Source organism: Photobacterium sp. GB-50 (genome assembly GCF_003026755.1).
GTDB lineage: Bacteria > Pseudomonadota > Gammaproteobacteria > Enterobacterales > Vibrionaceae > Photobacterium.
Genome location: NZ_PYNX01000041.1, coordinates 1 through 3,895 on the forward strand (window position 1 = coordinate 1; position 3,895 = coordinate 3,895).

The 3,895-nt window shown below is 33.5% G+C and carries 3 protein-coding genes and 1 pseudogene; all 4 read left to right on the top strand.

Translation table 11 applies throughout. The features are described 5' to 3' along the window. The coding region (locus C9J41_RS21840; protein WP_158259689.1) for a hypothetical protein at positions 1–1,010 on the top strand (1,010 nt) is incomplete at its 5' end. 109 nt (positions 1,011–1,119) lie between these two features. Next, positions 1,120–2,184, top strand: coding sequence for a hypothetical protein (locus C9J41_RS21495; RefSeq protein ID WP_107291483.1), 1,065 nt, complete (start codon positions 1,120–1,122; stop codon positions 2,182–2,184). Between the two features lie 202 nt (positions 2,185–2,386). Next, entirely contained in the window at positions 2,387–3,427 is a 1,041-nt protein-coding gene (locus C9J41_RS21500; RefSeq protein ID WP_107295009.1) for a sel1 repeat family protein, read from the top strand. Positions 3,428–3,570: 143 nt separating this feature from the next. Next, positions 3,571–3,895, top strand: a pseudogene (locus tag C9J41_RS21505) (hypothetical protein); the annotation flags it as partial.

Below are 3,895 nucleotides of genomic sequence, written 5' to 3' on the forward strand. Positions count from 1 at the left end.
TAGTTTTCTCTTTTTTAGTCTTAAATGGATGCTCAAAAGCAACAACACCTCAACAAGCCGATATTGCTGTGTTTGAACAATTTTTATCAGAAAACCCGATATCAAGTATCAACCCTTCTATTGATATTGCGAGTATCTACCAGCCTGGTGATCCACTTTTTAAGGCCGTATTGGGGATACAGCGAAAGCGCTTAGATATTGCAGAAAAAGAATTAACGCCACTAGTGAAGAATAAACAACCGGATGCTATGTTTTGGCTGGCAAAAGTAATTTATCGTTCAGGGATTAATGATAAAGCGAAAGCATACGATCTATTAAGAGTTTCGGCTGAAAGTTATCCTTATTCAGCAATGGCACTGTCTAGCAATGATGAGCAATGTCAAATGTATTTTCCCAGTAAATGCAGTGACAAATGGACGAAAAAAGCACGAAACCTGTTTGCAGAACAAGCAAAAACAGGCGACGTTCGTGCCGTATATTACAGTACAATATTGAAACCAGATTTAACCCACGAGCAATATATTAGTGCCATTATCAATGCAGCGAAAAATCATTATTATTATCCGCTTGTCGAATACTCTAATAATTTAAGAAAAGCAGAAGATTCTAATCAAGAAATGAAGAAAATCACTATTAAGCTTCTTAACTATGCAGGTTTTAATAACTTTGTCCCTGCTATTGAATCCTTAATGAAAATTGAGGGTAAACATAAAAGAATGAATGGTTCTTTATATAAAGAATTAATGAAGCAAGGCATTTCTTTGGGTTCAAACTATGCTTGGCAAGGATATAGAATCTTAAGTATTGAAGATGACTCTTTATCTGAGAAAAAGAAATATATTGCAGCAAAAGCAACTAAGCTTTTTAATGGTGATGACTTTGCAATAAGCTTTACTCATCCTCCTAAAGAAAAAGAAGCTTTAATTGTAGCGAATAATAAAGCTCAAGAGAAAGCTGATTCAGTAAAAAAAGTGATTTACATTGATGGCGCTCACCCGCGTGCACTCTAATATTTAATTGAGCAGCGCTTCTTAATCACCTCGAGCAAATTATTGCCCAACAGAAAATTAGTGTAATATTTCTTTTGTTTAAATCCAACCGTGAGCAATATTTTACATTATGAAGTCTCTTATCTTCCCTTTGATAATTGTTGCCATCAGCTTCTCTTCATGGAACTGTGCAAGTACCACGCAAGATGGTTACTCTTCTGATCTGTCAAATGCAGATAGAAATAAAATATATCTTGCGAAAAATTTTATGGTGTACGATTTTGATTTTAAAAAAGCGATAGAGCTAACTACACCTTATATTAATAATAAAGATAATATAGAGGCAAGATATATTTATGCAGTTTCAATAGCACGTTATGATCTAAAAAAGTCTTTAGAGATGCTAAAAGCTTTAACAGATGAGGGGTATCCTTATGCCATGGATACCTATGGGGAGAAAAGAACCTGTCAACTTAATAGATATAAAGAATTATGTGACAATTCTGGTTATAAAAAATTATTAATATCCACTTATCGTAAATGGAAAAATGGGAATCCATCTGTATTATATAACGAAGATTATGAGCAGTATCGTTATATGTCATTTGAAGAGCGAGTAAATAAAGAAGGAACATGGTTCACTCCAAAAGCAGATAACCTTCTTAGGCAATGTGCAGCAGAGCGTTTTTTTTATTGTGCTGACGAGCTACAAAAAGCTCTATTTTTTATTGAAAACAAAACTGATAAACAGAATAAAGAATACGAGTATTATAAAAAATTAGCTAAAGATATTTTAATTAATGCAGAAAATAAAAATTTAATAATTAGCTTTATTGGGAACTGTGATAAGCCAAATTCAGAATTTAGAAATTGTCCTTCTAAAAAAGAATTTGGTTTAATGTTAAATAATTTAGCTAAAAAAGGTGATTTGAACGGGTATGAAGAAGTAGCATCATATTTATTTAACAATGACAATGCGAAAAATTACATCCCATTTTCTGATTATCTAAAACATCCAGATTCAAAATTAGATCCTAAATTAAAAACAGAATACGATAAGGCTATAAAATTAAACAATAATCAAGGATGGGATTTTGAAATGATAAGTTATAGTATCAAGCCTTTTGAGAAATTGTATAACGACAAAAACCTTAGCGGATTTTTTAACAAAGTGAATAAAATGATTTCTCATTAACACCCTATTCCCCCCTTTATTCTGAGGGGGGATTTTAACTATTTAAAATCAGATTATTAATAGGTTTTCTTAATTTAACCTACTCTACATTTCACCTCACTATCTACACCTCGAGCAAATTATTGCCTAGTAATTTTTAGGTGTACAATTATGCATTAAAATCAATTAGCTTCTCAGTACACTAAGTTAAGGCCTTAAATGCATGAAAGTAATAATTACTACCCTACTTTTAACTCTCTCTTCGATAGCCTTAACCGGTTGCTCAAAAGCAACAACACCTCAACAAGCCGATATTGCTGTATTTGAACAATTTTTATCAGAAAATCCTATATCATCAGTAAGTCCAACCGTTGATCTCGCAAGTATATACCAACAAGGTGACCCACTTTTTGAAAGTGTTTTGTACATCCAACGTAATCTTTGGGCTGAGGCAAAGAAACAACTTGAGCCGATGGTAAAGAACCAAAATCCTGACGCAAAATTTTGGTTAGCATCAATTACATGGGGAACGGGTATTAAAAACAATCCTATAGCTAAAAAGCTATATATGGAATCAGCTGAACAAGGCAACCCTTATGCAGCATTGTTTTTTTCGCCTAAAAACGATATTTGTCAAATGTACTATTCCAGTGAATGCAGTGAAAAATGGGTAGAGAAAGCACAAAAACTCTTTGCAGAACAAGCAAAAACAGGCAACGTTCGTGCCGTATATTACAGCACAATATTGAAACCAGATTTAACCCACGAGCAATATATTAGTGCCATTATCAATGCAGCGAAAAATCATTACTATTATCCGCTTGTTGAATATTCGAATACAATTATTAATGAGGAAAATCCTGACAAGGATATGGAAAACATAGCTGCAAAACTTCTTAACTATGCACGATTCCAAAATTTCGTGCCAGCTATTGAGTCATTAATGGATTATGAGGGAAAATATGATCGCACTAATAGTAAATTGTTCAATCAGCTGATAGAACAAGGCATGACGGTTGGCTCAAATGCGGCTTGGAAAGGATATCAACTACATAGCTACAAAAGTTCTTCGCTATCTGATACACAAAAGTATATTTCTGCTAAAGCTACGAAGTATTTTAATGGTGATGATTTTACAATAAGTATTACTCATCCTCCTAAAGACAAAAAAGCTTTAATTGTAGCGAATAAAAAGGCTCAAGAAAAAGCAGATTCTGTAAAAAGAGTGATTTATATTGATGGTGCTCACGTACCTGAAGGTTAATTATTTTTGAGCACTTCCTAAATAAAAAGGAAGCGCTTTTTTAATCAATATTAAAGCAAATTATTGCCCAATTGTTTTTAGGTGTACTATACGCCATTAAAATCAATTAGCTTCTCAGTCCGTTAAGTTAAGGCCTTAAATGCATGAAAGTAACTATTACTACCCTTCTATTAGTTTTCTCTTTTTTAGCCTTAACCGGTTGCTCAAAAGCAACAGAGCCACAAAAGGCCGATATTGCTGTGTTTGAACAATTTTTATCAGAAAACCCGATATCAAGTATCAACCCTTCTATTGATATCGCGAGTATCTATCAACCTGGTGATCCACTTTTTGAAGGAGTGTTGAATATTCAGCGTAAGTTATGGGGAAAAGCTGAAAAAACACTTCAACCTTTAGCTGATAAAAAAAATCCAGAAGCGATGTATTGGTTAGCCACCATTACCTACGGTTCGAGCATATATGATACCC

Coding starts and splice junctions, on each gene's coding strand:
- C9J41_RS21495 (WP_107291483.1), top strand. CDS start 1,120: ATGAAGTCTCTTATCTTCCCTTTGATAATTGTTGCCATCAGCTTCTCT.
- C9J41_RS21500 (WP_107295009.1), top strand. CDS start 2,387: ATGAAAGTAATAATTACTACCCTACTTTTAACTCTCTCTTCGATAGCC.